Raw genomic sequence first — 26,242 nt, 5'->3', positions numbered from 1 at the left:
TTGTTTGAAAAACTTGAACGACTATTAAGTAGGAGATGAAGGTGATTGAATATATGAAAGGCTACCAATGTTCAGATATAGCTTACATCGATAGTCGGGGGAAAAATGTTCGTTTCATTTGCACCAATGTGACTAGAGCTGTCAGGTTGATCTGATATCGTTCTGCCCCGTGTTTGTTAGCGAAGTACAATTGTGACAAGTTTTTAGGGTACTAAAATTAAGCCGCCGAAAAACATAGTGGCGGCTTATATTTGTTTTACTTTGCGAACTCTAAAAAGTCTGCTTACTTCATTTTTCGACTACATCGACTTTCTTGCTCTGCACTTTACACTTCAAATTGTCTATTGGTCCTTTGTTAGTTAACCGAAGCATTCACCGATTCAATTAATATCCCTTCATCAGCGTCTTGGCTTGTTGATATAAAATGAAGGTAACTAACGCCATTTGGACTGGTGTTATTAATTTCAAGCCTTTCCACGAATTTTCCATCAAGTAAGACTCGAGTCGTCGAGTTTTTCTTCACGCCATTCCAATCTAAGCTGAGGGTATACCAACGGTTTGCTTCGAGTTCATGCTCACCAATTTTTTCTCCTGGAGCAACATTTAATGTATACACAGCGTAGTGCGCCGTTGTTTCATCAACAGCATTGAACAGACGATCAGTGAGGCTGATTTGAGTGCCGCCACTGTATTCATTTAGCATAAAGCGAATATCAACTCGACCGTTCTTTCCATTCGGGAAGTTCCACGTCGCACCGCCTTTTTCGTAATTGAGGTCGTTCTCGATATGAATAAGCTCCGAATCGCTCACTCTCTTGATTTGAAGCGCTTGATGTTCAGGCTTATCGATAAGATCAACAAGGTGAGACGATTGTTTACGATCATAGCTGACGTGGCCTCTTACCTCAGGGATATAGCTATGAACGGTCCAATTTTCTAGGTCGTTTACAAAATTATCACTTCGTTCTTTCTCGTAAAGCCAACGCGTATCCATGATCATCAAGCGGCGATGCTCTTTATGTTGCCCAATTGAAATAAGAACGCGATGCTCATCTAATTCTACAAATTCACTTTGTTGTTTACCTCTATCACCCTTGCCCTCTAAAAGTGCATAGTCTTCACTATTGCGGTGCTCATCTAGGATAACCTCTCGAAATCCAGTCCATGTTTTACCATCATTGTTTGAGATTGCAGCATGGTGAGAGTCACGATTGGTAAATACATCTTCCCACATATCATCTTGGGTTCCCTTATGCTCAGGTAAGGGCATCGTATTTGTCCAAAGCGCCAGTAAACGCCCATCTTTCAAGCGGCCGATGGTTGGCATCGTCAATGTACCGAAAAAACGCGAAGGCTGGGATTCTGTCCATGTATCGCCATAATCTGACGAGAACGCTTCATAGTATTGGTCTTGAGAGGTACGTACTAGAATCCAAAGTCGACCATTTCTGAGCTCAACAATTGACCCTTCAACGCCACTATTGCGCCATCGCACCCCTTGGTGAATCTCGTCTTTTTCATGCGGTGGTGCTGATATTGTGTCTTGAGAAGCGCGCCAAGTTAGACCACCATCATCTGAAATATGTAATGTTGTGCCTACGCGCATATCGTGTGATGGAATTAAAATGCGTTGACCATTATTCACGAAGGTTGGATTACGCATAATGCCACCAAGAGTCAGGAGGTTCTCTTTATCACTTTGCTCCCAGTTATAGTCAAGTTGACCATCTTTAGTAACAGCGGCCCACTCACCATCAAGTCCTCCATTGGAAATAAAAACGTAGCCATTGATTGGCTGTACTCGGATGTACTCTCCCGTATTTGGGTTAGGGGCTATAGCGGGTGACTCAATTGGAATCCCTCCAAAGTTAGGGGGGTAAGATGCTGACGCCAAGCTTTCTTCCCATGTAAGACCATTATCGGTACTTACCAACATTTTACGGCCTTCGTAACCTTCTCCACCATTATAGTGACGAATTTCATTATCACTTGCTCGCACTAAACCTCTTCCTGCATCGGCGGGAGGTATACCAACTATCTGTGGTGGTTGGATACCTTCAATGTTTGCCAAAACGGCCTGTGGTAAAAACAGCAGCAGCAATATTAATTTATGTAACTTCATTTTTTTCTCCTGATATACAACAAAATAACGCAATTATTTAGACAGCTATTAAGGTTATTCACTGCCCTATAAGTAGGGCGTGATTTTTTATATGCGTTAAACTCTTGAGTACAAATAATCACCCATTAGGCAGTAAACACATTATCGTCAATGAAACCAAACTCCGGTCAATGGTGTTATTTAAAGTGTGGCTCCATTATGTGTTTGTGGAGTTAAGCTTCAATACAAAAGATATAAAATGTAGCTTTACTTCACTGTTTTGTTGGCGAGTATTGAAAGAAATGAGATGTTGAGCTAAATAATTGCCCCCTAAATTTATGGTCTATTTGTTGGGTAGAAAGCAATCACGACCACCTGTATTAACTATGGTATTTCTGACGGTATATTTAATAAAAAGGCATATTGCTGACTATATGAAAAAAGCTATATTTTGGGGTTGTTACTGTAATTGCTCTGCTGGCGATGGCTGTTATAGGGGGAATAAAGTAATGACCAAATGTACTCTAATCCAACTATGTAAGAGATGATGAATGCTGGTGGATAAGTAAACGTAATTACGGTGTACCGTACTTAATTTCTGCGATGCTTTTTTGATAATAGGGGACATGGCGCCTTCTTTACACTTTTCACCTTTAAATTCAACACTATATTTCACGTATTGAGAAGTTGAATTATACATGTATGTAACTATGTGCACTTGAGTCAGGAGTTGAATAAAAACTCCATTTCATTGCCGTTAAAATTGATATTTGTAACATTGCTGTATAACAATAAGCACGCTCATAAAGCGAATTTCGGACGTAAATTCAAAAATTCGACTTATTTAATAATTATTCACTGAGCGTTCAAATTAATATCAGTTGGCAATAGCCTGAGCATGAATTGTGCTTAGGTTTTATTTATATTGGAGTTTATACATGACACGCATAAAAACATTATCTGGCGCTATCGCGCTAGCTTTAATGTCTTCTTCTGTATCGGCACAACTATTAATAACGGAATACGTTGAAGGTAAGAGTAATAATAAAGCGATTGAGGTGACAAACTTATCAGAGTCTGGAATTAACCTCTCAGAATATAGCATCAAGTTGGCAATGAACGGGGCTAGCTCTTTTGGTAGTCAGATTGTCTTAAATGATGTCACTTTGCCTAGTGGTGAAAGCTATGTATTTCACCACAGCTCAGCGGCACAAGAAATAAAGGATGTTGGCGATCAAGCTTCAGGTAGCTTGAACTTCAATGGCGATGATGTTGTTGCTCTATTTGATGGTGAACAATTAGTCGACAGCTTAGGTCAGCTTGGAGTGCGTGAAGATTTTGCCAAGGATGTCACTTTACGTCGTGACCCGTCAATATCTTCAGGAAGAACAGATGTTGAAAACGAGTTCGATGTTGACCTAGAGTGGGTCAGCTTCCCAACAGATACCTTTGATGGGCTAGGGTGTAGCGGTCTTGAGGCGTGTGATGGTTCAACACCTCCACCGAACCCTTTCGTTTGTGATACCGAAAATTTAGTTCCAATCTATGATGTACAGGGTGACGGTGGTAGCAGCCCGCTGGTACCAGAAGGAAGTTTTGAAAGCCCTGAGAAATATTTTGTGAGTGGTGTTGTTACTGCTCGAGGCGAGAGTTTATATAAAGGCTTCTATTTGCAAGACCCGGATGGGGACGGTAATGAAAACACATCAGATGGTGTGTTTGTCTTTTTGGGCGGAGGCACAGCACCAAATGCCATTCAACCGGGGGCTGAAGTGTGTTTGGAAGCAACCGTGAAAGAATACTACGGTAATACTCAGTTAGATGTACGTGATAGTGCATTTGAGGTATTGAGTATTGATAACCCAATTCCAGCTCCGACCCGTTTTAGGGTGAAAGAAGGTGAAGACTTGCATACGGCGCTTGAGCGCCATGAAGGCATGCAGGTTTTACTGGATGCTGATAGCCCGTTGGTTATTACGCGCAATTTCAGTTTTGACTATGCTTCATACCGCAACAACTCAATGTTGGCACATAATTCACCACTGTATAACCCAACTCATATTTATGCTGCAGAAACCGATGCCGCCAAGGCGCTAGCCGAAGAAAACGCAATTAGCCGCGTATATTTAGAATCAGATTATAAAGCAAAGGATGGTGAGCTACCTTGGTTTGATAACTTAAACCCAGTAGATGGTTATCTTCGCATGGGGGATAAACCTACAGGGCTAACGGCAATGGTCGGCTATAGCTATGGTGAGTATCGTTTAGTGACGACTAATATCATAGCCAGCGGTGATTTATTACGTTTACCTGAAAATGAAAGGGTCGATGAGCCACTATCAGCAGACGAAAATGGACTTAAAGTTGCTGGATTCAATGTACTGAATTATTTTACGTCATATGCCGAGGATGGAAATCCCAACCATATGTGTTCAGAAGCATCGGTCAGCCCTAATGACAATTGTTACCGTGGTGCGCCATCGGTTGAGGAGTTTACTCTTCAGCAAGCAAAATTAGTGAATGCGATTGTGGCAATGGATGCGGATATTGTCACGCTAATGGAGCTGGAAAATAACGGTTTTGATGAAAACAGTGCGTTGGCGTCACTAGTGAGTGCTTTGAACGACGCACAACCTGATAAGAAAGATCACTACCGCGCTGTGAAGGTACATAAATCGGATCTAACGTTTAAAAATGAGCCGGGCTTTGAGGGGGTAGAATACTTCGGTACTGACGCCATCACCGTCGGCATTATTTATCGTCATGATAAAGTTAAAGCCAAAAATCAGGCTCAGCAAATTGTTCTTCCTGAGCAGCACGCCCCACTTGATGGCGGTGGCGTCAAGAGTGCTTACCAGCGTCACGCAATGATGCAGACATTTAATATTCCGGGCGAGAAAGATGATTTAACTGTGCTAGTGAATCACTTTAAGTCGAAAGGCTCTACTTGCTGGGAAGATGATGTAATTTTTGTTGATGAAGATGATGTACAAGGAAGCTGTAATAATTTCCGCGTTTCTGCGGCAAAGGTTCTAGGTGAAGCCGTGCAAGCTATTAGTGGTGATGTGCTTGTGATGGGCGATCTCAATTCCTATGGGATGGAAGATCCAATTCTGACGCTGACTTCATTCAATGATGAAGATAGAGGAGGGAAGATCTTTACAGCGTCGTACACCACGTTAGACGGTAAAGAGTATGAGGATGAAGGCCAATTAGTCGAAAAAGGGTATGGATTGGTTAACCTCAAACATAAAACCGACTACAGCTATAGTTATGAAGGTGAGTTAGGTAGTTTAGATCATGCGCTTGCGAGCCCGTCATTAATTGACAAGGTTGCAGCTGTGGAAGCTTGGCATATCAATGCCGCAGAGACTAACTTGTTTGAATATGGCAGTGAGCACACGGGTGAATTAGAAAAATCAGACAATATTTACTCGTCTTCAGATCATGATCCGATCATTGTTACTCTGTCGTACAACGATACCGACGATAAACAGGAAGAAAACGGCTCCGGTGGTGGTGCTAGTGTGCCTGTGTCTGCTCTATTTGGTTTAATGTTAGTAGCAATACTGAGAAGAAGGCCATTACTTAGAGGGTAATCATAGGAGAAGGTAAAACCGTTGAATAAAACAGCCGACGAAAGTCGGTTGTTTTGTTTTACGCGTAGTAAGTGGTATCTGACGCTAAAAAATCAGAAGGCCATTAATTAATGGCCTCCTGTTAACTGTTGGTAGTTACTGAGCTAATGAATAGAAAATAGCCGAAATAGAAATCATACCAATCACAACAATGAATACGTTGCTAATTGCACCAGAATACTGGCGCATAGCGGGTACTTTCTTAATTGCATACATTGGCATAATGAACAATAGCATTGCGATAATTGGGCCACCAAGGCTTTCAATCATACCTAAAATGCTAGGGTTGATGGTTGCGACTGCCCAAGTTGTTAGTAGCATAAATAATGCGGTGAATGTATTAAGCGCTTTAGGCCCAACTTCCTTACCACGACTACGAGCAGTTTTAATAACAAGGCCATTTAAACCTTCACTTGCACCAAGGTAATGGCCAAGGAATGATTTTGTGATGGCAATGATAGCAACAACAGGCGCAGCATAAGCAATCATCGGTGTATCAAAGTGGTTTGATAGGTAAGTCAGAATCGAAACATTTTGTGCCTTTGCTTCTGCTAAGTTTGCTGGTGATAAGCTTAGCACGCAGCTGAAAACGAAGAACATCACCGTTACAACCATCATGATGTGGCTGCGTGCAAGAATGCGTGAACATTGTTGCTCCGCTTTAGCGCCATACTCTTTTTGTTTTGCGACGGCAAATGAAGAAATGACTGGCGAGTGATTAAAAGAGAACACCATAACGGGCAGAATTAACCAAACCGCCATAAAAACAGACGTCATTCCACCTTCAGCAGGTACTACTTGTTCAAAGATCGCGCTGTTCCAGTGAGGGACAAGGTAAAGCGCCAACATGAGCAGCACACCGACAAACGGGAAGACCAAAATACTCATTGCTTTAATGATTAGTTGCTCACCTAAACGGACAATAGCCATTAGCGCAACAATAAGTACGAGTGCAAGAATTGCTCTTGGTGGTGGCGTGATATCAAGTTGGTATTGCATGAAGCTTTCAACGGTATTAGTCAGCGCCACACTATAAACCAGCAGAATAGGGTAAATAGCAAAGAAATAAAGTAGCGTGATCACTTTACCCATGCCAGCGCCAAAGTGTTCTTCAACCACTTCAGTGATGTCTGCACCAGGGTTAGCGCTAGAAAGTACAAATCGAGTCATACCACGGTGGGCAAAAAAGGTCATAGGTAACGCCAGTAGCGTCATCACTAATAGTGGGATAAGGCCACCTACACCTGCGTTAATCGGCAGGAATAGCGTACCAGCACCTACAGCGGTACCGTATAAGCCTAAGACCCAAACAGTATCACTTTTACTCCAACCAGCTTTTGTCTTGCTTGTTGATTGAGCATGAACAGTATTATTTTTCACAGAGTCCATTATGGACATCTCCTTTATAGGTATAGTTTTTTATATAGCCTTAAAAGGGTTCTCGCTGCATATCATCCCTGCTTTGCGTACGCTCTACGTTGGCGAACAACAAAGGGATATGAGCAGAATTCAGTACAAGGATGTACTGGTGTTCAATAGAACATTGAAGAAAGCAATTGTGACTCATGAAAAAAAAGCTTACAAAAAGCAAGACTTAATTTTTTGACATCCTGGGTCTTAAGGTACATTTCCGTGTGAGCGTAAAGCAACTTTTTGATATCTGCTCGATATCTCTAATTAATCAAACCTTTAAAAATACATATGGAACCCTAAATAGGACGCAGGGAGTATAGGGGATTATCCGTAGTACAACTATGGCTTTTCGCTATATGCATGTCTGATTGCACAAATAATATGCATATGTAGTAAAGGATAAAAAGGAGAGTTATGAGTAATTGTGGTCAAAGGTAAAAAGTTGTTAATACTGGATTATTTCTGTTACAGGGAAGGTACAGTAAATTGTATCAGACAAAATAGCAGTCTGAGAGGCTGCGCTAACTCTCTATTCTATGGGTGTTTATTCGCTAAAAGGAAATACCACAAAGCCATTTTATTGAGGTCATTTTAGAGGGGGGATGATTTGAGACAATCGAGATGAAGAGAGGTGGTGCAGGGAAAAATTGCGGACAAAGGTCGAACTTTGCCCACAACTTATGAAGATGGAGTAATTAAAGAATATTAGTCACGGAAGTTATCAAACTGGAATGATTGGCCAAGTTCAGCACCACGAACGAGTGCCATAGCTGCCTGAAGATCATCGCGTTTCTTACCCGTTATACGTACTTTTTCGCCTTGAATAGAGGCCTGTACTTTTAACTTTTCATCTTTTAGCATTTTCACGATTTTTTTCGAGACCGATTGCTCGACACCTTGCTTGAACTCGACGTTACAAGCAAAAGACTTACCTGTACGGGTCGTTTCTTTTTGATCCATTGATTGTGCATCAACAAAACGTTTTGCTAGGTTGCCACGAAGAATCGCAATCAGTTGATTTAATTGATAGTCAGATTCTGTTGTGATTTTCACGACTTCTTTTTCGAGCTTGAAGCTTGCTTCGACACCGCGGAAGTCAAAACGCGTTTCTAGTTCACGAGATGCATTTTCTACAGCATTTCGGATTTCAACGAAATCTACTTCAGAAACAATATCAAAAGATGGCATGTGCTTAATCCTAGTGAGTATATTTATATGATATATCAATTATTTTATCTGGCACTGGCGAGATAAGCCAATGCCAGAGTGGTAAATTGAGTGTTATGTTACTGACGGGTTGAAATTGCTTCAGCCAGCATATCTAACATCGTTACTGTATCATCCCAGTGAATACAAGGATCAGTAATAGATTTACCGTAAGTCAGGGCATCAAGGTTGTCAGTGTCAACAGGCTGGTTACCTTCAAGGATGAAGCTTTCAGCCATAATGCCTGCAATGTAATTACTGCCGTCTTTAATCTGTTCACAGATATCGGCCGCAACATCAAGTTGGCGCTTATGCTGTTTTTGACAGTTGCCATGGCTGAAATCAACCACTAAGCGTGTTGGTAAATCGAACGAGTCTAATGTTTCACAAGATGCAGCGATATCTTCACGGTGGTAGTTTGGCATTTTGCCACCACGAAGGATAATGTGACCATGAGGGTTACCAGCAGTACGGTAAATGGTCATTTCGCCACTTTTCGCTGGTGAGCAGAAGACGTGAGATTCACGCGTTGCACGAATGGCATCAACAGCAATTTTAATATTACCATCTGTGCCGTTTTTGAAACCAACTGGGCAAGAAAGGGCAGAGGCCATTTCTCGGTGAATTTGAGATTCAGTCGTACGTGCACCAATTGCACCCCAAGTGATCAAATCGGCAAGGTATTGGCCAGTAATCATGTCAAGGAACTCAGTGGCTGTCGCCATACCAAGACGGTTAATATCAACAAGCAGTTTACGTGCAGTATGTAAGCCCTTAGCAAGGTCAAGGCTACCATCAAGGTTTGGATCAGAGACAAGACCTTTCCAGCCGACAACGGTACGCGGTTTTTCAAAATATGTACGCATCACAATGCAAAGTTGATCGCGGTATTTATCTTGTACATCTAGCAATCGTTTTGCATAGTCGATAGCAGCATCAGGGTCGTGAACCGAGCATGGACCAACGACAACGAGAAGGCGCGAGTCTTGCCCAGTTAGAATCGCTTCAACTTGACGACGAGAGCTTGCAATATGTGCTGCAATTTCATCGGTGATTGGGTAAGCCGTTTCAACCTCTTCGGGTGTTGGCATAAGGCCAAGGCTAACGGTGCGTAGTTCATCTGTTTTCATTGGCATAATCGGTTGCCTATCTCGGTATTACAAAAATTATTGACGCGTAAAGATAGCCCAAATGGCCGCAGGAATAAACCAAACTTGTGATATAGCTTAGTTTTTTATTCTTTTAAATTCATCATGTATGCACAAATTACCAATGTGGATCAATGAAAGGTTGCTTTTTAAGCAAGGCGTCGCGTTAATTGTTGATAAGAAAAGAATGGTTTGACTGTTTATGCTTTCTTAGTGGGTATATTTGCATTTTGTGGTTTTTCTGCTTGCCTCATAAACAGTGAGTGCGTATGTTGAGAATTAGACATGGAAGTTGCGATTAATTTTATTAACTTCTGATTTTGGCTAACTAAAGTTGTAATGGTGCCTTTTATGACAAACAGCACTCAGTCAGGTTTACATTTTACCGAACTGCTTAAATCCTCCTCTCAGCTTGATAAAGCAGGACTAGAAATTGGTCTAGTTTCAATGGACGATTTGATTCAAGAATTAAATATCCACCCCTATGCCGCCGCTTATGCTGTAGATTTGGCTGAAGAACCACAAAAACAGCTGCTTGAACGCTGTAATGGGAATCCCGCAGAATATTTTGTATCGACGCTTACACAGCAATTAATTACAGCTGCAAAGGTAGCGGGTGACGCACCGTTACGTGTGCGCTTAAGTGGTGCTGACTCACATCAGCGACAGTCACTATTTGGTTCTGAACTTGAAAATGATGAAATTAATCCGTTAATTGGCTTACGTGGTGTGTCCCGCTATGCGGATAAATCGACACGGAAAAGCTTTGAACTTGAATGTGAAGTGATTAAACGTGCTCGCAATGCTGAGGGCATGACGAACATTGAGTTAGTGATCCCATTCGTACGTACCTTTAGCGAAGCGGCAACCATTATTGACCTTTTGGCAGAGCAAGGGTTGTGTCGAGGGGCTGATGGCTTGAAAGTGAATTTAATGGCAGAACTGCCTGCAAATGCATTATTAGCTGAGACTTTCTTACAATACTTCGATGGCCTCGTTATTGATATCGACCAGCTAGCTCAGTTTTCCTTAGGTCTTGATCAGACGCACCCTTCATTAGAATACCTGCACGATGATCAGAACGAAGCTATTTTATTACTCGTTCGTCAGGCATTGAAAGCGGTGAGTACGACTGGTAAAACGTGCGCAGTTGTTAGTCACTACATTAATAATGCACCAAAGTTACAGCGCTGGTTAATCGACCATAACGTTGAAACAGTGATTACGCAGTAATATGTTAGGCTGCTAGTTATCTAAGGATCTGATTTTGTCAGATCCTTTTTTTTAGATTAAAAATTATTTCTCTGCCCCATTAGCGAATGAGCGGCTTTTTCCTGGCAGTAATCTTCCCCAGATAGCGATGACAATAACGGCGAAAGCGATTCGTGCCCATAGAATTGCCATGATATCTGCCCCCAGCAATAATATGAGTAACGTGTCTTCGATGACACTATGGCAAAGGCCAAGAAAGCTCATGACCAGTAATGTATCGCGCTTAGATATATGGCCTTGTTTCACTTCATCAATGAGTAATCCAGCCCCAAATGATAACCCTAATGTTGCACCAATTACCGTAATGTTTGCGGCTTCTTTCCCAAGCGTTAAGCTACGAAGTAGAGGGTAGAGCGCTTTATGCATTAAGGCTTCAATACCTACCCAACGCAAAAGTCGTAATAGCGTAATTAAGCCACTTAGAATGACCAAAATTGTTAGTAGCATCTGGATTTGATCGACTGACCAAGCGGTTAAACCTGCATCAATTGAAGCGGTAGGCTGCCAAATTAAATTAATCGGCTGCTGCTGCCAGTCTCCCCAAAGGTAGATTTGATTAAGTATGGCCCCTAGTACTATTGCTCCACCAACGCGGACAGCGATTGTTGCTCGCCACGAGACGCCTGTCGCTTTTGCCACTGCACCTTCAACAGGCAGGGCGTGACCGATAAGTATCATGGTGCCAAGCACTGAAGCATCGGCGACGGTGATAACTTCATTTCCTGCAATACTATAGAAAACAACCATCGCGGTGTAGATGTTAGTCAGAAGAGCGACAGCCCAAACAAGTCCAAGGCTTTCAGACAGACCAACCACTGACATAATGGGCGACAATAAGCTGGCAAGCCATTGCGTTGCCCCAAACATTTCAAGTACTTTGACAATAATTGTCGCGGGAATAAGTACTTTGAGTAAGGCAAAGTAGACTCGGCCAATATCTCGAAATAGTTGAGAGACAGTAGATTGAACGTTAGTTAAAGGCATTATAATCCCTGTTAATTATTCGCGCACGAGTACATTTTTCAGTGGTATTTTATCAATATCTTTAACGGTATTAGAGTCATCTTATGCATGAAGGCGGGTTTGAATTCGATTGCTGTTTTCATCTTGAATACGCCTCAGATATTGTGGGTTGACCCTACAGGATCAATGACATGAGAGCAACGGATAATGGATTAGGGGGGATGTAAGCGGCGATGTACAGTGCTGCATGTGCGTTGAACTGGCATAGTAGGGCGATAGCCTTAGCCAAGTATTGCAGCTTTAGTTAGTAACCTTTTGTTAACCACCTTACACATAGTCTTTTCTCCAAGTTAGAACGTCAATGCATTTCGACACAGGAGAGAAGATGAAATTATTCGCGTCAATACTAACAACGGGAGCCATCGCAGGTTCAATTTTGGGCTTGGTTGTTCTCCAGCCAGTCTTGGCAGAAAACGCTCAACAGGAGCAGGTCAAACCCGCCTTAGACGACATATCAATTCACACCAAGTCTTCGAAAGATACTCAGCAATTTTTGCGCGGTGTAACCAAAACGATACCACTGCAATCCATTTCTATTTTGTGGCGCGACTTCGAGAACAAGGTCGTTGAGACAAATAAGCTGCCTGCTGGGAGTGATCGAGTCATCGTTTTATATCAAAACTTTAACAGCGATTTTACTGAGGCTAAAGTGACGATAGGTTACCCAACTCAAAAAAGTGAATTGTCCAATGCTATGGTTGAGCTTCCAACCATAGAGAAGGCTGATTTGCTATTGAGTAGAGGAAAGCACAGTGAATCTGAACTTATTGATGCTTGGAGCCGAATCAACTTCCAGAAATCGGTCGAAGCGTTGGTCGAAACTCACTATCTCAGCCCACTGGGGCTGCCGGAATCTAGCCAATTGTCTGTCTACTATAAATAGTGGGCTTGAAGGAGATACATTATGGAATTTATGTCTCAAGTTTTTTCTGAAACGACAATTATCTTCGCCGAAACCTGGGTAGATGATAGCTTTGTTTTTATTGCTATCGCGTTATTCCTGATCGAGCTAGTCCGCTACGGTTTCAAAAAGAAGCTCAGTTGGAACATGGTGGGTGACAGTGCGACTAATTTCGTCACGCTGTTTTTCCTTTTGGTGACAGTATTTTTTGTCGGGTTGGCTTACGTCGCAGCGTTCGTATTTGCATATGATAATTTCAGCCTTACCCAGCTGCCACTCACCGGCTGGACCATTCTTGGATGTTTGATTTTGGCTGATCTGGCCTACTATTGGGAACATCGGTTCCTTCATAGTAATGGTTTTGCATGGGGTACCCATTCGGTTCATCATAGTTCGCCGTACTTTAACATCTCAGTCGCCTATCGGTTTGGTCCGCTTGACTGGTTCTTCCCCTTCTTTTTTCATCTGCCCTTGATTCTAATGGGCTTCAATCCATTCGTGGTGCTGATGTGTGAGACTTTTGTCCAGCTATTCCAGACTCTGCTGCATACCGAGACGGTGAAGAAGCTCCCAAGGCCGATTGAAGCCATTTTTAATACCCCGTCACATCACAGGGTTCACCATGCCACCAATAAGCAGTATCTGGATAAAAACTACGCAGGAATACTGATCATCTGGGATCGAATGTTTGGTACCTTCGCCCGTGAGGGTGAAGAGGTGAAATATGGCGTTTACCCACGGATTAACTCCGTCAATCCGTTTAAAGTATACCTTCATGGCTATGCGAAACTGATAGAACAGTTGTGGCATGCGCCAAGTTGGGGCTACCGACTGCAAATTCTGATAAAGCCGCCTATCTGGGTATGGAAACAGGAACAACAAAGGAATAAATGATAACCATGAACATTAGTGCCCTGCTAATCGAAGACGACAGAGATTTGGCTGAAGCTATCAGTGATTATATGGAACTGGACGGTTTTGAGTTTGATTTTGCCTACAATGGAGCTGCAGGGCTTACTCTGGCGTTAGCTAATCAGTACGAGGTTATTCTCACTGACATAAACATGCCAAAAATGAATGGTATTGATGTGTGTCAGTCGCTTAGAGATAAAGGCATCAGTACGCCAGTACTGATGTTAACGGCTAGAGATACATTAGATGATAAGGTGACAGGCTTTGCGGCTGGCTCTGACGACTATCTGGTTAAACCGTTTGCCATGGAGGAGCTAAAAGTCCGACTTCAGGCATTAATTCGACGCTCACAAGGTGCTGTTACTTCGTTAAAAGTCAGTGATCTGAGTGTTGATTTGGATAAACATCTGGTGGTTCGCGGAGGGCAAGCTGTAAAGCTTCCCCCTGTATGCTGGAAAATACTGGTATGCCTGATGCGCAGTAGTCCGAATGTGGTCAGCAAAGCCAAGTTGGAAGATGAGGTTTGGGGAGATGAATTGCCAAGTGCTGACAGCCTTAAAGTTCATCTGTTTAAGCTTCGTCAGGCCATTGATGCGCCATTTGAAACCAAATTAATTCACACCGTACATGGGGTGGGCATCGCAATAAGAGAGGGTGATGCATGACCAGAGTCAGTATAAAGCGCGATATCTATCTCTACCTTTTTGGCATCGTAATCAGCCTAACGGCCATATACGGGTTGATGATCAATCAGAGCTACCACATCGGGCTGAACGAATCGGCTAAATATGGTTTTCTTTATGAACTGAAGGCGTCGGAAAGTGAGTACCTCAAATCTGGCCAACTGCCCCAATCTCAGGCCAGCACGTTTCAGATTTATCTCGAACTCAATCAGATCCCGCAAAAATTCCTCACAGCTTTCGACTGGAACACATTCGTTAACGACGCAATTTATGAGCACTACGCGCCTGCGACAGGTAGTGCTACTGGCGAATATCTTTACGCCGCTTCACATTATATCGCCAGTGTGGATAAGACCTTATATGTCGTCTCTCAGTATGACGAAGCTATCTACCTTGAACTGTTCGAACTCAGCCCGCCTGACTCGGTCAGCCAGTTTAACTCTGCTTTTATTATGATTGGTGGATTATTATTACTGGTGTTTCTTATCATTCGCTTGTTGATCTATCGATTAACTAAGCCCATTTTGGCTCTGTCTCAATGGTCAGAAACGTTGGATTTAAATCAGACCGACAAACTGAAATGCTTTCGCTACCGCGAAGTAGATCTTCTTGCCAATCAATTGGTCGAAAGTGTTCGTAGTGAGCGAGATGCCATAGAACGCGAGGCGTTTTTCCTTCGAGCTGCCAGTCACGAACTCAGGACGCCAGTGTCTATTATGTCAGCCAGTAGTGAAATGCTAGAACGATTGTCTGAATCGATGCCACGAGGTGGGCAAAGAGCAGTAGCCCGAATTAAACGCTCCGTTGCAACAATGCAGACGTTGATCACCACGCTTTTGTGGATGAGTCGCAACACTCAAGATGATGTGGAGCCGACCAACATCAATGTCCATAAGTTGGCAACGGAAGTGATCGAAAGCCACCGCTACTTAATCGACAACAAAAAGATACGTATTGAACTGAACATAAAGAAAGAACCTTTGCAGATTAGGGCTCCACTAGCACTGGTTGAAATAGTACTCGCCAATATGGTTCGTAATGCTTTCCAACACAGTACGAATGGTATCGTGAGTATCTCTTTATCAACTGATTCTATTGGTGTAACGAACCCCATCGAAGACATTGCAATTCATGAGTCTCAGTCAATTGAAGCCTCATTTGGCATTGGCTTAGTTCTGATAGAAAAAGTGTGCAGCAACCAAGGTTGGCACTTCTCACATCGACAGGAAAATAGCGTTCATTTTGCCTCTGTTATTTTCCACCACGATAAAGCTCCCCTTGACGTAACCAAACGTTAACCTCTTATCTATTATCCTTGTTCCCAAGTTAAGCATTAGGAATTAAAAGCATGGGAACTTGGATTTTAGAAACACTACTTTGGTCGATGGTTACTGTCGTGGTTTGTGTGGCTATATGGGGCGTCACTCTGCCAAATATCTTGATTGCATTGGGCATTTCAGTCGGCGTATCTCTATTGCTTGGCAACAGCTGGCGCAGCTGAACGTAGTTAGACTCGCTATTTGCAGAGGAAGCGGATGATATTCCCCAACTTCCTGCAAAAGAGAATGCATCAAAGATAAAAGCTGTCGCTTTTTCTTATCTTTATCGAGAGTTAGGTGTGATCAATGAAAATATATATTATTAAAGCATCCGCAGGCAGTGATTATTCAAAATACAAGGCATCAACAGGTGGACCTCCGCAGAATATCTTTGCCGCCGCTGCAGCAACGCCGAAATGGTACTCGATAGATATGGTCGACGAAACGATTGGTGTAAAAGCGAACCTAAATACGGATGCGGACTTAATCGTGATTTTTATGTCTACGCCTGATGCCTATCGAGCCTATGAGCTATCACAAACTTATCGGGAAAAAGGAAAAACGGTTGTACTTGGCGGCCTGCACCCCACGTTTAATCAGCAAGAGGCATCACAGCACGCAGACAGCCTTATTATTGGTGAAGTGGAAAACTATTGGGTTCAGTTTCTTCGTGATGCCGAATTTGGTTGCTTGAAGGTTAAGTATAAAAGCCAAGAGCCTTTCGATTTAAGTCTACTGAATCCTTACCCAACCAATATCATTGCCCCTTCGGTATATGATTATATTTGGTCTGTTGTGGTGACAAGAGGGTGCCCATTTAAGTGTAATTTCTGTCTGGTGCCTCGATTTTTCAATCAATTTCAACAAAGACCAATTGCTAATATTGTCAAAGAGCTTGAGCACCTAAAAGCCCTTGGCGTGGAGTGGGTTGAGCTTCATTCAGATAACCTTACCCATGACAGAGAATATGCAATGGCACTCTTTAAAGCGATAGAACCGCTTAAGATGAGTTTCTATGGTGAAACCACTGTATTAATAGCACGGGATGAAGCCTTGTTGAGTGCAGCCGCTAAAGCTGGCTTTAAGTCAGTATTGTTAGGGATTGAAACGCCTTCTGAAGAAGCACTGAAAGCGCAGAAAAAAGGCTTTGTTAAGCCTTCGAAAATGAAAGAATACATTGCCACAATCAAGCAGCATGGCATTGAGGTGTGGGGGGATTTTCTATTTGGTTTTGATGAGCATGATACATCCATCTTTGAGCAGACTCAGGCGTTTCTGAATGAGATCAAGGTTGATAAGGTGATTCCACACTATATGATCCCATTCCCTGGCTCAAAGACGTATTCCAACTTAGAGAAAGAAGGGAGAATATTGACTACCGACTGGTCTAAGTACGACGGTAGCAATACAGTTTTTCAGCCCAAAAATATGACACCCAACGAGCTTGCTGATGGTATTTATTGGATTTGGAAGAACAACATTAGTATGCGGGATAAACTAAAAGCTTGGTTTAGTTAATAAGACCCATAGCATATGGAAAATAAGGTGTATGCAGGACACCTTATACTTTCGAACGACATCGCAATAGTTGTGATATCAGGTTTGTTGGGGGACGTTATCATCCCCCTGTAAATTGTTAGCGCAGTAGTACACTTCTTAGCGGTGTTTTATCTATACCTTTAACGATAACGTAAGACATTAGACAGGTCAGTATCAACACCGATACATCGGCCAGAAAGCCAGAAAACCCAAGTATACCGAACGTGTTGAATAGGTAGATAATCACTAGTAAGTGAACAAGGTAAATACCTAGAATATCTTTACCAAGCTTAAGGGCTTGAGTCGAGCGGCCAAATTCAGGCCTGCTAGCGAGCATAAAGAAGATACCGGCTGCCCAAAGCGGTGTGCCTAGCAAGAAGTCATTTATATTAAAGGCTACGTCATGTTGCTTTAGTAGGAATAGCGCTTCTAATAGGTGTAGCCCCATGCCACCTACCGCAAGTAGTGCCGCGATAGTGAATGGCAGTTGGTAGTTATGTTTTCGTGCCATAAAGCCAACAGCAACCATTAAAGTACTTAAGAAAGGACCATTACGAGTGAATATTGGAGCCTCTAAGCCAAAAATAGGCTGATAACTTCCCGCCATCAGGCCATAAAGATACAGAGCGATAGCAATAGGAAAAATCAGCTTTTCTTGTTTGAATTCACAGCACAACGCGATGATAGCCAGACCACTTAATAGGCCAGGGATATACCAAAGGTGAACTATTCCACCTTCAAATAACGTATTTAAAGGGTTTGAAGCAAGAAACCCCCAATAGCCGCTGCGCTCAGCAATATAACCTTCAGCAAAGAATTTCGATAGATTAAAAGGTAAAGCGAGGTAAATCACACTCCACGCCAGCCAAACTTTCAGTAACGGTAAGCTATAGCGCTTTAACGTACTTAAGGCACTTTCGCTCAGCTTAGGCATGATGAAATAACCGGCCAAAATGAAAAAGAATGGAACCGCAAAACGACCTAGTTGATTAAGGAGTAAGCCTACCCATGGTAGTTCATCGATCAGAGGTGCATCCATTAATGGTTTTGCATGGATAACAATGACAGCCAATAGGGCAATTAAACGCCCCCACTCAAAACTTGCAATTCGGTCTTTGTGCATATTCAAAAGTTAATCAATCAAGCGAAAAAAGTGGGGCGAATGTAGCAGCCTTAGTCGCAGAAAAGGAGTGATTTAATCAAAGAAATATCAGCTTTGTGTAAGAAGTGATTAAAGCGTGAGCTGGCTCTCAGTGATCCACTCACTGCTGTGTTCTAGGCAAGTTGAGGTGGTCAAAGTATCGACATCTCACTTTAACAGATAGCGATGTTTTGTAATTCTCACACGGATAGTATCACCTATGTAGGTCTAACTCTTTTTCTGAATTACCGACAAATAAACGCTTTCATTTCGTTTCTGGTTGAATGACAACGTTTCATAAAGGTTGTTTCGAGCCTTAACGCGTGTTTTCTTGTGCCAAATCAGGCTCTTTACTGCATGTTAATATTTCAGATCTCACTTGTGCTCGTAGTGCTAAGGCCGCGTTCCAGTCGTTGCCATTGGGCATGACGGGTTTGCTGATGATAACGTCGATATGCCCACGACGAGGAAATAATGATTTATCTCTTAATATTGAGCGAGTGCCCCGTAAGGTAACCGGCAGAATGGGCAACGTGTGTTGGGCCGCAATTTGAAATGCCCCCATATGAAAGGCATGGATTCCCGCCATACGATATAACGTGCCCTCAGGGAAAAGTGTCAAAGGGCTGTGACTTTGCGCACTTGCGCTGAGATTTTCGGTATCTTTTAGGCTTTGTTGGGTGTCAAAGCGGTCGACAAAATGGCTGCCGAGTTTGGTTAAAAAAATGCGGGCAAACGGGTTCGCTTTGAGTTCCGCTTTAGCGACAAACTGGTGTTCTAATTCGGTCGCCGCAACCAATACCAGTCCATCGAGGTAACTTGCATGGTTAGCCACAATGATAAAGGGCTCGTCACCCTTGGCAGGAAGGTTATGTTTACCCGTTATGGTTAAGGGGATGCCTGTTAGTCGGATCAGTGTGCGAGCTCCCCAGCGCGTTACTTTCCAACATTGGTGGCGAGTCGGAATGAACGCCACCAAGCACCATACTAGCGGGGCGAGTAGTGCCATTATTAACCACATGTAAGTAGCAAAGAAAAAATCGCGGAGCAGTTGTGTGAAACGATAGAGAGAGGGACGTACCCCCGCGATAGCCATCCGTAACGTCTGTTGCCAAACAGGTCGCTGTGATGCATTCAGGTTATGGTCTTGATATAACGTTTTACAGGCAGAACGGCGTATTTTTCCGCTTGATGTTTTCGGTACGGTATGGGCTGGGCAAATGACGATATCATCAACTGGGATCCCCAATAAGTTGATGGCGAGATCTTGGATTTGTTGACGCAGTTGTTGTTGCTCGTCGGTATTGATGAGCTTTGACTCGGCTAAAACAACCAGCTGTTCGGTACCCGTTTGAGGATTATCTGCTGCAATGGCGGCAATGCAGCCTTTTCTTACGTCAGGCAGTTGGCTGATTGCTGCCTCTAATTCATGGGGGTAAATATTGCGCCCCGCTTTAATGATGATGTCTTTTATTCGCCCAGTTAGAAATAGCTCACCTTCCATGGTCAGCGCTCGGTCTCCTGTTTTTAACCAGCCATCATGGTATAGCTCTGTCGTTTTTTGCGGATCGTGATAGTAGCCCGATGTTGATGATGGTCCTTTAAATTCAAGCTCTCCCTCTTGACGTTCAGGCAGTTCGTTGCCAAGCGCATCGACAATGCGGATTTGGTGACCAAGCAGCGGCAACCCAAGCCCTACAAGCTGTAGCGTATCCGCTTCGCCATCTCTAGCGGCTACTGCGGTGCCTGAACGCATCATGACTTTTCGCTGAACGGTTTCAATGCGAGGCGGTCGGGAGTGGGCAGGGAATGTGAGTCCAACAGATGATTCGGCCAAGCCATAGACGGGTGACATTGTTTCTGGGCGAAAACCGTATTGGGAAAAACGGGCTGTAAATCTGGCCATGGTTTGTGGGCTGATAGGTTCTGCACCATTCCATGATAATCGCCAACGATTAAGATCGAGGCCTTCTAGATCACTATCTGCAATTTTATTCAGGCACAATTCATAGGCAAAATTGGGGGCTGGCGAGAGAGTACCGTTATGGCGATGAATCGCCCATAGCCAACGATGTGGCTGTGATAAAAAGGCTAAGGGGGACATAATGACGAGTGGCATGGCGTGGTATAAGCTTCCCAGCCAAGCCCCGATTAACCCCATGTCATGGTACACGGGTAACCAACTTATAAAGACATCATCAGGACTGGCTCTTACGGCCTTGCCCATCGCACGAATGTTTGCGAGTAGATTAGCATGGGTCAACATAACCCCTTTGGGAACACCAGTACTACCGGAGGTGTATTGCAGAAAAGCGATGTCATTGGTTGCAGCGTTGCCTACATAGACTGGCGTGTTGTGTTGGTGTAACTCATTGAATGTGACGACAGATGACATCGAGGGCACTTGAAGTCGCAGCAGGTGTGACAGCGGTTTTGCTTCTGTCACGGTAATTAACAACTTGGCTTCCGCATTTTGCAGTATTTTAGCATGTCGTTGGAGGTGATCTTCCAGTTGTGAGAGCCTAGCGGGGGGATAGATAGGAACAGGGATTGCACGCGCATATAAGATGCCAAAAAAACAGTAGAAGTAATCGTTACTGGTGGGCAGCATGATAGCAACGGTGTCACCGGGTTCGATGCCATGCGAAATTAACCCTTTTGCGACATTTTGCGCTTTGTCGCGTAGACGCTGATAACTGATTGTCTGCGTTTCGTTGGCATTTTGGTAAACGTAAAGGTGAGGCCGAGTTGGGTGATGGTCAACGTGCCAATCTAGTAGTTCTTGAAGGGTCATGACATGGTCAGGGGTCGCATCGACTGTATCGAGGCTGATTTCTCCAACGGTATCTTGTAGGTCTATGGGCACCTGTTGTGCAGCCAATACTTCATTGAGTAAGTCTCTTGGGGTATCAATGCGGGCGAGTGATTGATCGGAAAGGTTCAGCGTAAAACACTGCGCTGTGCGTTGAAGCAATTCGGCTCTTGTTAGGCTATCAAACCCTAATTCATGATCAAGTTTGCTATCGAGATGGATCACATTTGTGGTGTGTTGCGAGGGTTGAAGCTCTTGGGCTAATTGAGTGACAAGGCCAAGTATTCTCTGGGCGGTGTGTTTGGGATCCTGAACTGATTGCGTTGAGCTGTGCGCTGGGCTATCCGACATACTTGCCACCTTATCGCTATGGTCTTGAACAATACCAACATGGGCGCTTTCGCTAACTGAAGTTATTGTACAAAAGTGTAGCTAACATCGGTGAAAAGGTGTTGATATGACGTCAGATGTTAATAAAGAAATGTTGGCACAGATCCATTCGGCTGTAATGTAGAATAGGTATCGAGGCTTATTCAGGCTCTCACCAGTACCCTTATAGTGCTGGTGAGTAGTCGAAATGATGATGTTTATGATGAGCAGCTAATTTCGAGTTCTTTGCCCCAGTCGGGAGGTGATTGGGCAAAATGCGTAAACCGGGTATGTTCTGCGTATGGGGTTGCGAGTACTTCGAGTAGTTGTTCAACTAGGCTATTATCACCTTGCTCTGCAGCATCAATGGCTTGTTGGGTAAGGTAGTTACGAAGAATGAATTTAGGGTTGACGCTTTGCATCATCACCAGTCGCTCGCCATCAGGTTGCGGCTCTTTTTCCAACCGCTTAGCGTATTCCGATAGCCATTGTTCAAGTGGTGCCGTGTTGTGGAATAATTCAGTCAACGTATGGCTTGGGTTAGGCAGTTCAGAATGTGGGATAGAAGACAGCGTTCTGAAGAATAAAGTGTAATCAACGGCTTGCTGAGACAGAAGATCAAACAGGTGGTTAAATAAGTCGGTATCTTCTTTTTCTTTCGCGATTAACCCAAGTTTGCGACGCATATTTTGGCTATATTCACGCTGTAATTGGGTTTGATAAAGCGTGAGTCCGGCATCAATTTTGTCTTTGTGTAGTAGAGGGGTTAGTGCATAGCCTAGAGCTGACAGATTCCATAGGGCAATACTCGGTTGCTGGTTAAATGCGTATCGGCCTGAATAGTCGGAATGGTTACAAATATACCCTGGATTATAATCGTCTAAAAAACCATATGGCCCGTAGTCGAAGGTCAGGCCAAGTACCGACATATTATCAGTGTTCATTACACCGTGAGCAAACCCGACCGCTTGCCAATCAGCAATTAGCTTGGCTGTAAGTGCAACAATGCGCTGAAACATGAGTGCGTAGCGTTGTTCATCATCTGGCTCTTCGCTAATTTCGGGGAAGTGATGCTGTATAACGTAGTCAGCAAGCTGCTGTAATTCAGCATGTTGATTGGTGTAAAACAGGTATTCAAAGTGACCAAAGCGAAGGTGACTTTCTGCTACACGAATGAGCGTGGCACCACGTTCTATCTTTTCTCGATAAACAGCCGTTGAGCTGGATAAGACTGCCAGCGCATGGGTGGTTTTTATTCCTAACCCTGCCATTGCCGCGCTTGCAAGGTATTCACGTATACTCGAGCGTAATACGGCACGACCATCGCCTTGACGAGAATAAGGGGTTAAGCCAGACCCTTTTAAATGGATATCCCATTTACAGCCTGTAGACGTTAATACTTCACCAAGAAGTAGCCCGCGCCCATCACCCAAATCAGGATTATATTGCCCAAACTGATGCCCTGTGTATTTCATTGCTATTGGGTCAAAATGAGGGTGTTCATCGTTGCCTGTAAACAAGTCGATAAAATACGGTGTATTCGCCTCTGTAGGGTCCAGCTCAAGTAATTGACACACTTCACTGTTCACACTAATAAGAAATGGGTCACCAAGAGGTTGAGGTGTAATGCGGGTGCCAAAAGTGGAAGGCAATGCGCTATAGGTGTTATTGAACGTTAACTGTGACAGAGTTTTCATTGGCTGCTCGTTGATACGCTTATCTCTTCTTTAAGCGTATCAACTTATCATCAGGTTACAACGGAGAGAAAGTAGGGGTAATAATAAGGCGCTGGTGGCTAAGGCTCAATAGCTTCTATATCAATAATCTTTGAACGATTCATAATGACTTTCCAACGGCGCACACGAACTATAAACTTCATGGATCATTTTAACCATACAGTGGTCGTTATAACGTTTTAGATGAATTTAGCCTTGTAATTTGAAGCTCGCCCTAAGATATACAACACAGATAAAAAGAAAGGGTAAGAAAGGAATAAGGAAATTTTTTCATACATCAAAACTAGGCCGCTTACCGTTAGAAATGATACAAGCAGTAATAGCATTAATATTCTATGAATGTTTACATGAGCTGCTGAAAATTGTGCATATAACTTTATCATGTCTTAGTTTCTCATATGAAGTTAAAAATAATAATAAATAATAGTAGGGTTACTGTTATTATGTTGATATTTGTTTTTAACTCACTTCTGTTACGACGACTATCACAAGTTTCAATATGTTCATTTACTTCTTTGTTGATTTTTTTAGCGTATAATAATCGCTCACTCAACCAGTTAACATCAAAGGTCCCGATATTACAGATGGATTCAAGTTCAAAGTCTTTAAGCAATGCTTTGTAGTCTTGACGAAACGGAATAATTGAAAAGTCTGATGTACCATCATTGTAATAATTGTAAATTACAGAGAGGTTTGGCAGTTTAGCTGAAATCATAAACGAGTCATTATTACTCGATGTAAATATTTTCTCAAAGCCAAGGGGCGGAAATTCATTAATTGCAACTTCATACTCTCTATTCATTTTAGTCTTAATATTTAAGGTTGTAATATGTTCAAGTGAGATTAATACCCCTATCTTGTGCAGATTAGATATTTATCTTACGCCTTTCTTTCATGCGTTCTCTTCGTGCAATTCGTTCTTCGTGTACTGCCTGCTCTCGCTTTAGTACCATAAGACAATATTTTTTCCTAGATTCCGTCCAATGGTAGAAGGAGGGTGATGCGTAATTACTCGCTAAATCCCAGTGTTCTGCTGCATTTATATAATCGTTTTCTCTTTCAAATTCTGCTGCTAAATTAGCAGCGTTGAGATATTTATTTTCCATGCGCTTTATCAATTAATTTTTTCAATTCGAGTAAGGATCCTGTATATAATTTTTTTTGTACAACCATGTACCATATATCATACTGAGGGTGATCATTTAGGATGTTACAGTTTTTATATTTAACTTTGGTTATTTTTCTACTTTTCAGTTTGTTTAAGGTCGGTGTTTCAATAGGAAGATCCTTTTTGACATCTAATCTCCAATCAATACATTCTCGTACTTTATCTAGTCTACCTGTTATGAATTTGCCATTTATTTTTACTTTCCAATCATAAGGATCACCAGTTTTACTCTCAATATAGTAGCCACGATGAAAGCAACGCTTAGTATGGTTATAAGTATGTTTTTTCTTTTGTAAATTACTAAGGTGATTTTTATTCATATTACATGCCCATACAAGATCTTAGATCTCAACAGAAATTTTGGATAAAATTAACTTAACCTTTTCGGACATTAAATGATCATAGTTTTCAATAAAGAAATCTGCTTGTTTTATTGAAATTAACYGTCGTTGCAACTCACAAGCTCGATAATCCTCTAAACCCCAAGGATAGTTGGATAAGATTTTGTCTCTTAAAGTTGTTGCAATAACTTCGTCAATTGTATTTGAGGCCATTAATAATGGAAGTTTTACTTTTGTCATTTTTATACCTTTCTGTTAAATGACACCTAATCACGAAAGATAAGAAATATCCTTTTTATTTCTCGATAAAGAGTTGTTAACATTTAACGCCTCTCGAGCAACAAAAATAATCCATCGCTTAAAAGGTAGATTCCCATCTAATTTGAAAGTTTCGTCAATACCATAAGTAACTCTTGTTTCAGATTTTTGTGATATATCTGCATATGAGTTTGAATAAATAGTAGTATCAATGAAAATGAATATGTTTATTTTTTGTAAACTACCTGTAATGGCATAACCAAACTGGTCTTCAAATTGAACTTTTGCTTTCTGTATACCATGTCTTATTATTATCTCTAATGTTTCGTTAGCACTTAATGGTTTAATTGAAATTTTTCTTTTTCTTTCTTTAAAGTAATGTTCTTCAATAGATGTTTTAAATTTTGGCATGACATTGCTTAACAATTACCTTTTTACTCTATAATATAGACTGACTTATTTTCATTGTAGCGATCTAAGGCTAGATATAACTCTGAAACATTAACCGTATGAGCATCAATCAACCTCGCATACAACCACTTTCCAAATGCTTCTTGACGGTCATAAATATAAGGTAGACTTAATCTTCCTATATTTTTCCCGTTTTTAATATAAAGTTTAAAAATAATAAATCCACACTGCTCAGATGCCTTATGCAATATTATCGTAACAAGTTTTAGGTTTGCAGTTACATGAATTCCGCCATTGGAATCCTGTTCACACGAAACATGTTTAAAAGAGCTACGAGTCAAAATAGCTTCAACGTTCTTTAAATCATCAATAGAGACAGTTGATCTTTTGTTCATATAAACATGTCATTAGTTAGTTATTTCAAAGATAGGACTATGATTAGCTATATACTCACGCGATGACATAGCAATTGAATAAAATTGCACTAAATGTGACTAGCGTCACGGTGTTTTCGTGGGGTATTAACAATTTGAAATACAAATTATGCCCAATGTTTCATACTGTTAAGGTATGTTGTGTACTCTTTATTGTACAAAAGTGGTCTATTTATTGATTGAATTACATTGAAATTTAGGCAGGCGCTCGTCACATCTAGTCTTTATGTGTATTAGATTTGAGTGTAGGTAATGCATTAGGGAAGGTTTGCCGAAGTGTTGAGTATTGGGGGGCGACACTCTTAAAGCCTTAAAGTAAGGTTACACCAGACACCAGCGTTGTGACTATGAACAGCGGCCAAAAAGGTCGGTAACTTATTTGAACGTTCCACATTTTAATTTCATGTCGTACAGATT

Annotated in this window: 22 protein-coding genes; 8 read left to right on the top strand and 14 right to left on the bottom strand. The window is 42.2% G+C overall.

Translation table 11 applies throughout. The annotated features are described in order from the left end of the window. Nucleotides 1–355: 355 nt before the first annotated feature. A complete protein-coding gene (locus L4D09_RS22300) occupies nt 356–2,122 on the bottom strand; it encodes a sialidase family protein (RefSeq protein ID WP_428459734.1) in 1,767 nt (588 codons plus the stop codon). Between the two features lie 917 nt (nt 2,123–3,039). Here L4D09_RS22300 and L4D09_RS22295 point away from each other — a divergent pair. Further along, nucleotides 3,040–5,700, top strand: a complete 2,661-nt coding sequence (locus tag L4D09_RS22295) for an ExeM/NucH family extracellular endonuclease (protein WP_428459733.1) — start codon at nt 3,040–3,042, stop codon at nt 5,698–5,700. A 135-nt stretch (nt 5,701–5,835) separates the two neighbouring features. On the opposite strand, the gene L4D09_RS22290 is transcribed toward L4D09_RS22295, so the two are convergent. The 3 genes from L4D09_RS22290 to L4D09_RS22280 all read right to left on the bottom strand — a co-directional run bounded on the left by L4D09_RS22290 (nt 5,836) and on the right by L4D09_RS22280 (nt 9,494). Then, nucleotides 5,836–7,128: an HAAAP family serine/threonine permease gene (locus L4D09_RS22290; RefSeq protein ID WP_428459732.1), complete on the bottom strand. Its 1,293-nt coding sequence runs from the start codon at nt 7,126–7,128 to the stop codon at nt 5,836–5,838. 729 nt (nt 7,129–7,857) lie between these two features. Next, nucleotides 7,858–8,340, bottom strand: a complete 483-nt coding sequence (locus L4D09_RS22285; protein ID WP_428459731.1) for a YajQ family cyclic di-GMP-binding protein — start codon at nt 8,338–8,340, stop codon at nt 7,858–7,860. Nucleotides 8,341–8,438: 98 nt separating this feature from the next. Next, a complete protein-coding gene (locus tag L4D09_RS22280) occupies nt 8,439–9,494 on the bottom strand; it encodes a 3-deoxy-7-phosphoheptulonate synthase (protein ID WP_428459730.1) in 1,056 nt (351 codons plus the stop codon). Between the two features lie 363 nt (nt 9,495–9,857). Between L4D09_RS22280 and L4D09_RS22275 the strand changes: the two genes are divergently transcribed. Further along, nucleotides 9,858–10,739 carry a putative PEP-binding protein gene (locus L4D09_RS22275; RefSeq protein ID WP_428459729.1) on the top strand — a complete coding sequence of 294 codons (882 nt, stop codon included), beginning with the start codon at nt 9,858–9,860 and terminating at the stop codon, nt 10,737–10,739. A gap of 63 nt (nt 10,740–10,802) precedes the next feature. On the opposite strand, the gene L4D09_RS22270 is transcribed toward L4D09_RS22275, so the two are convergent. Then, on the bottom strand, nt 10,803–11,762 hold the full coding sequence (locus tag L4D09_RS22270) for a nucleoside recognition domain-containing protein (protein WP_428459728.1): 960 nt from the start codon (nt 11,760–11,762) through the stop codon (nt 10,803–10,805). Between the two features lie 364 nt (nt 11,763–12,126). On the opposite strand from L4D09_RS22270, the gene L4D09_RS22265 reads away from it, so the two are divergent. From L4D09_RS22265 to L4D09_RS22240, 6 genes are all read left to right on the top strand, one after another. Continuing rightward, nucleotides 12,127–12,684, top strand: coding sequence for a hypothetical protein (locus L4D09_RS22265; RefSeq protein WP_428459727.1), 558 nt, complete (start codon nt 12,127–12,129; stop codon nt 12,682–12,684). Nucleotides 12,685–12,705: 21 nt separating this feature from the next. Next, nucleotides 12,706–13,596 (top strand): sterol desaturase family protein, encoded by an 891-nt coding sequence (locus L4D09_RS22260; RefSeq protein WP_428459726.1) that lies wholly within the window; start codon nt 12,706–12,708, stop codon nt 13,594–13,596. 5 nt (nt 13,597–13,601) lie between these two features. Continuing rightward, on the top strand, nt 13,602–14,279 hold the full coding sequence (locus tag L4D09_RS22255; protein ID WP_428459725.1) for a response regulator transcription factor: 678 nt from the start codon (nt 13,602–13,604) through the stop codon (nt 14,277–14,279). Beyond that, nucleotides 14,276–15,595: a sensor histidine kinase gene (locus tag L4D09_RS22250; protein ID WP_428459724.1), complete on the top strand. Its 1,320-nt coding sequence runs from the start codon at nt 14,276–14,278 to the stop codon at nt 15,593–15,595. Before L4D09_RS22255 ends, L4D09_RS22250 begins: the two co-directional genes overlap by 4 nt. A 50-nt stretch (nt 15,596–15,645) precedes the next feature. Next, the gene (locus L4D09_RS22245) at nt 15,646–15,798 is read left to right on the top strand and encodes a hypothetical protein (protein WP_428459723.1); all 153 of its coding nucleotides are present in this window, start codon (nt 15,646–15,648) and stop codon (nt 15,796–15,798) included. A gap of 124 nt (nt 15,799–15,922) precedes the next feature. Then, nucleotides 15,923–17,134 (top strand): B12-binding domain-containing radical SAM protein, encoded by a 1,212-nt coding sequence (locus L4D09_RS22240; protein ID WP_428459722.1) that lies wholly within the window; start codon nt 15,923–15,925, stop codon nt 17,132–17,134. A gap of 118 nt (nt 17,135–17,252) precedes the next feature. Here L4D09_RS22240 and L4D09_RS22235 read toward each other — a convergent pair whose 3' ends face one another. From L4D09_RS22235 to L4D09_RS22195, 9 genes are all read right to left on the bottom strand, one after another. Continuing rightward, a complete protein-coding gene (locus tag L4D09_RS22235) occupies nt 17,253–18,278 on the bottom strand; it encodes an acyltransferase (protein WP_428459746.1) in 1,026 nt (341 codons plus the stop codon). 334 nt (nt 18,279–18,612) lie between these two features. Then, nucleotides 18,613–21,459, bottom strand: a complete 2,847-nt coding sequence (locus L4D09_RS22230; RefSeq protein ID WP_428459721.1) for an AMP-binding protein — start codon at nt 21,457–21,459, stop codon at nt 18,613–18,615. Between the two features lie 236 nt (nt 21,460–21,695). After that, nucleotides 21,696–23,174, bottom strand: coding sequence for a protein adenylyltransferase SelO (locus L4D09_RS22225; RefSeq protein ID WP_428459720.1), 1,479 nt, complete (start codon nt 23,172–23,174; stop codon nt 21,696–21,698). 433 nt (nt 23,175–23,607) lie between these two features. Beyond that, complete coding sequence (locus tag L4D09_RS22220) at nt 23,608–24,015, bottom strand: hypothetical protein (RefSeq protein ID WP_428459719.1); 408 nt, start codon at nt 24,013–24,015, stop codon at nt 23,608–23,610. Nucleotides 24,016–24,079: 64 nt separating this feature from the next. After that, entirely contained in the window at nt 24,080–24,319 is a 240-nt protein-coding gene (locus tag L4D09_RS22215) for an ANR family transcriptional regulator (protein ID WP_428459718.1), read from the bottom strand. Then, nucleotides 24,309–24,701 carry a DUF3319 domain-containing protein gene (locus tag L4D09_RS22210; RefSeq protein WP_428459717.1) on the bottom strand — a complete coding sequence of 131 codons (393 nt, stop codon included), beginning with the start codon at nt 24,699–24,701 and terminating at the stop codon, nt 24,309–24,311. Before L4D09_RS22210 ends, L4D09_RS22215 begins: the two co-directional genes overlap by 11 nt. A gap of 21 nt (nt 24,702–24,722) precedes the next feature. Continuing rightward, nucleotides 24,723–24,962, bottom strand: a complete 240-nt coding sequence (locus L4D09_RS22205; protein WP_428459716.1) for a hypothetical protein — start codon at nt 24,960–24,962, stop codon at nt 24,723–24,725. Between the two features lie 30 nt (nt 24,963–24,992). Then, nucleotides 24,993–25,391, bottom strand: a complete 399-nt coding sequence (locus L4D09_RS22200) for a hypothetical protein (RefSeq protein ID WP_428459715.1) — start codon at nt 25,389–25,391, stop codon at nt 24,993–24,995. 23 nt (nt 25,392–25,414) lie between these two features. Beyond that, nucleotides 25,415–25,786: a hypothetical protein gene (locus tag L4D09_RS22195; RefSeq protein ID WP_428459714.1), complete on the bottom strand. Its 372-nt coding sequence runs from the start codon at nt 25,784–25,786 to the stop codon at nt 25,415–25,417. Between the last annotated feature and the right edge of the window lie 456 nt (nt 25,787–26,242).

The organism is Photobacterium makurazakiensis (assembly GCF_050336715.1).
Taxonomy (GTDB): Bacteria; Pseudomonadota; Gammaproteobacteria; order Enterobacterales; family Vibrionaceae; genus Photobacterium; species Photobacterium makurazakiensis.
The sequence above is the reverse complement of the archived record's forward strand: the minus strand, read 5'-3'. Positions and strand labels throughout refer to the sequence as shown.

Bases quoted from the DNA above. Each gene is read 5' to 3' on its own strand.
- L4D09_RS22300 (WP_428459734.1), bottom strand. From the start codon at position 2,122: ATGAAGTTACATAAATTAATATTGCTGCTGCTGTTTTTACCACAGGCC.
- L4D09_RS22295 (WP_428459733.1), top strand. From the start codon at position 3,040: ATGACACGCATAAAAACATTATCTGGCGCTATCGCGCTAGCTTTAATG.
- L4D09_RS22290 (WP_428459732.1), bottom strand. From the start codon at position 7,128: ATGGACTCTGTGAAAAATAATACTGTTCATGCTCAATCAACAAGCAAG.
- L4D09_RS22285 (WP_428459731.1), bottom strand. From the start codon at position 8,340: ATGCCATCTTTTGATATTGTTTCTGAAGTAGATTTCGTTGAAATCCGA.
- L4D09_RS22280 (WP_428459730.1), bottom strand. From the start codon at position 9,494: ATGCCAATGAAAACAGATGAACTACGCACCGTTAGCCTTGGCCTTATG.
- L4D09_RS22275 (WP_428459729.1), top strand. From the start codon at position 9,858: ATGACAAACAGCACTCAGTCAGGTTTACATTTTACCGAACTGCTTAAA.
- L4D09_RS22270 (WP_428459728.1), bottom strand. From the start codon at position 11,762: ATGCCTTTAACTAACGTTCAATCTACTGTCTCTCAACTATTTCGAGAT.
- L4D09_RS22265 (WP_428459727.1), top strand. From the start codon at position 12,127: ATGAAATTATTCGCGTCAATACTAACAACGGGAGCCATCGCAGGTTCA.
- L4D09_RS22260 (WP_428459726.1), top strand. From the start codon at position 12,706: ATGGAATTTATGTCTCAAGTTTTTTCTGAAACGACAATTATCTTCGCC.
- L4D09_RS22255 (WP_428459725.1), top strand. From the start codon at position 13,602: ATGAACATTAGTGCCCTGCTAATCGAAGACGACAGAGATTTGGCTGAA.
- L4D09_RS22250 (WP_428459724.1), top strand. From the start codon at position 14,276: ATGACCAGAGTCAGTATAAAGCGCGATATCTATCTCTACCTTTTTGGC.
- L4D09_RS22245 (WP_428459723.1), top strand. From the start codon at position 15,646: ATGGGAACTTGGATTTTAGAAACACTACTTTGGTCGATGGTTACTGTC.
- L4D09_RS22240 (WP_428459722.1), top strand. From the start codon at position 15,923: ATGAAAATATATATTATTAAAGCATCCGCAGGCAGTGATTATTCAAAA.
- L4D09_RS22235 (WP_428459746.1), bottom strand. From the start codon at position 18,278: ATGCACAAAGACCGAATTGCAAGTTTTGAGTGGGGGCGTTTAATTGCC.
- L4D09_RS22230 (WP_428459721.1), bottom strand. From the start codon at position 21,459: ATGTCGGATAGCCCAGCGCACAGCTCAACGCAATCAGTTCAGGATCCC.
- L4D09_RS22225 (WP_428459720.1), bottom strand. From the start codon at position 23,174: ATGAAAACTCTGTCACAGTTAACGTTCAATAACACCTATAGCGCATTG.
- L4D09_RS22220 (WP_428459719.1), bottom strand. From the start codon at position 24,015: ATGAATAGAGAGTATGAAGTTGCAATTAATGAATTTCCGCCCCTTGGC.
- L4D09_RS22215 (WP_428459718.1), bottom strand. From the start codon at position 24,319: ATGGAAAATAAATATCTCAACGCTGCTAATTTAGCAGCAGAATTTGAA.
- L4D09_RS22210 (WP_428459717.1), bottom strand. From the start codon at position 24,701: ATGAATAAAAATCACCTTAGTAATTTACAAAAGAAAAAACATACTTAT.
- L4D09_RS22200 (WP_428459715.1), bottom strand. From the start codon at position 25,391: ATGCCAAAATTTAAAACATCTATTGAAGAACATTACTTTAAAGAAAGA.
- L4D09_RS22195 (WP_428459714.1), bottom strand. From the start codon at position 25,786: ATGAACAAAAGATCAACTGTCTCTATTGATGATTTAAAGAACGTTGAA.